The sequence below is a fragment of the Asticcacaulis benevestitus DSM 16100 = ATCC BAA-896 genome, from assembly GCF_000376105.1.
Taxonomy (GTDB): domain Bacteria; phylum Pseudomonadota; class Alphaproteobacteria; order Caulobacterales; family Caulobacteraceae; genus Asticcacaulis; species Asticcacaulis benevestitus.
Genome location: NZ_AQWM01000083.1, coordinates 1 through 2,261, shown reverse-complemented (window position 1 = coordinate 2,261; position 2,261 = coordinate 1). Strand labels below are relative to the sequence as shown.

The following is a 2,261-nucleotide window of genomic DNA, read 5'->3' as shown; positions in this document are numbered from 1 at the left end:
TCGCAGGAAAACAACACAAGCCGCCTTGGCCCTGGAGTTTATTATTGGGATTGGGATGGCGCTCTTCACCAGACGCCAGGCGCTCCGATCAGCACCGGCGAGGGTATTAGCGCGGGAGTAAAGCAGGGGTATATAAAAGACGCAGAAGCCAGCTTTGGCAATATGATGGCCGTCCCGGTCAAGGCGTTCTCCGATACCTTCAACGACATCGTAATCAGGCGAAACCCGTTTCTGTCAGAAGAAGATAAGCGGGCTGAACTTTCCGCCCCGAATGAAATTGATAAAGCTTTGGCGGGCTACAAGGCTGATCGGAATGCATATGACGCCCGTTATGGAAATAACGGGTGGGCGACCGGTGGCCGTCTTGCGGGCAACGTTGCGTTCACCGCTCCGCTGATGGGGGGGGCTGGCGCAGCGCTCGAGGCTACGCCTGGCATGAGCTTTGTTGCTGGAACGGCAGGGAGGGGCGGTAATCTACTTTTGCGCGGCAGTTCATTGGCTACACGAGGTGCGCTTGAAGGCGCGGGTTCGTCTGCCATATTGTCTTCGCAGACCGATAAACCGCTGAGTGAGCAGTTAAAGCAGGGAGCTCTTATTGGCGCAGCCCTTCCTGTTGTTGGAAACGCACTATATGGGGGCGGAAAGGCCGCAGTTGGCGGCATCCGAAACGCACTCATTGATCCGATCACCGAGGCGGGCCAAAACAAGATCGTCAACCGCTTCTTGCAGGAGCGCGCGGCAGGTGCGCCGGTCGCTATCGACGCAGTATCGCCCATTCCCGGCGTTCAACGCACGACGGCACAATCTGTTGTTGGTGGCAATTCCGGCTTATCCGCTCTGGAGCGCTCGACAAAGGCAACAAATACCGAGTTTTCAAATCAGTTCGATTCCTTGATGAAGTCGAACAATGAGGCGCGCAAAGGGTATCTATCCGAAGTCACAGGCTCGAAAGACGACCTTGCAGTCATGAAGCAGCAGGCGGATGCCGCGGCTATTGCGCGTCGTGATGCGGCATTTTCGAGTGCGAAAGATGCCAATGGGCGTGGCGTGGTTCAGCGCATCGACTCTATCCTTGAAGGCCCCGCTGGCGCAAACGGTAGCGTGCGAGGTCCTCTTGAGAAGGCTCGCGCCAATCTTGTCGCGTCAGAGGATGGGCTGATTCCTGCGCATCGCGCGGAACTCGACAAGGGCATCATGAAAGCTATGGGTAGCGACGCTGCCAAACCAACGCCCGACGCCCTACAAGCCAACAAAGACCGTCTCGGATCAATTTTTGAGGAAGCGGCAGGCAAGACCAATATCAAGGCTGGAGACGACTTCAAGAGTGGGTTGGGCCAGATCGTACATGATGCCGGCCTCGTGCTGTCAGACAGCGAAACCGCACCATTGATTAAGCAGGTGCAGGGCATAATCGACACGGTTGATGCTGATGGTATTATCCCCGGCAAAGCATATCAGAAAATCATTGCTAAGGACTCTCCGCTTGATCGCCTGATGAAAAGGCCGGTCATTGGCGAGTATGGGGCGGATATCCGCAATGTGCTGGACGATGCGTTGCAGTCGTCAGCCAAACCCGAAGACGTGGCGGCGCTGAAGGTGGCGCGCTCGCAATATCGCAACATGAAGATTGCAGAGGGCGCTATCAACAAGGCCGGTCCCGATCAAGCCGTTGACCCCGCACACCTGCTGTCTGCCGTCAAAAAGAACACTGGAAACTATGTCTATAAAGGCGGTGGACACTTGGGCGACGTGGCTGAAACGGCCATCAAGCGCTCAGCCGCGCGCGACGTTTTCGAGTCTCGCCCGCAGGCCTTGGAGGAGGTTTATCACCAACTCGACGCAGCGGCCCGCAAGCCGGGCGCTCACCAAGCAATCGCGCAGGCGCGTAATGCCGCACTTGATGAACTAGACGCAGCCGCTCCGGGATACCGCCAGCATGTCATTGACACGCAACTTGAGCGCATCCCGGTTGCGGAAAAAGAATATTTGCACTCTCTAGCGCTAGATGCTGACGAACACCTGACGCTCGGCAAGGTCAACTCGGCGCTGAAAACCATTGAGAAGTTGCGTAATGCCGATGGTGACAATGGCGCCAAGGCACTTACCAAGGGAACGCTGAACAAGATTTACGCGCTACGTGATGACCTTAAGGCCGAAGGGCAATCCAATGCAGGTCGTGGCGCGGGTTCAGACACGGCGCAAAAGCTGGCAACGGCTGGAATGACGAAGGCTTTAGGCGCTTCTAAATTGGCAAGCATCCC

1 protein-coding gene is annotated in these 2,261 nt (G+C 56.6%); it reads left to right on the top strand.

Annotated features, from left to right (window positions below; translation table 11 throughout):
- A partial coding sequence (locus tag B060_RS25845; RefSeq protein ID WP_040401985.1) for a hypothetical protein occupies positions 1–2,261 on the top strand: 2,261 nt, incomplete at both ends.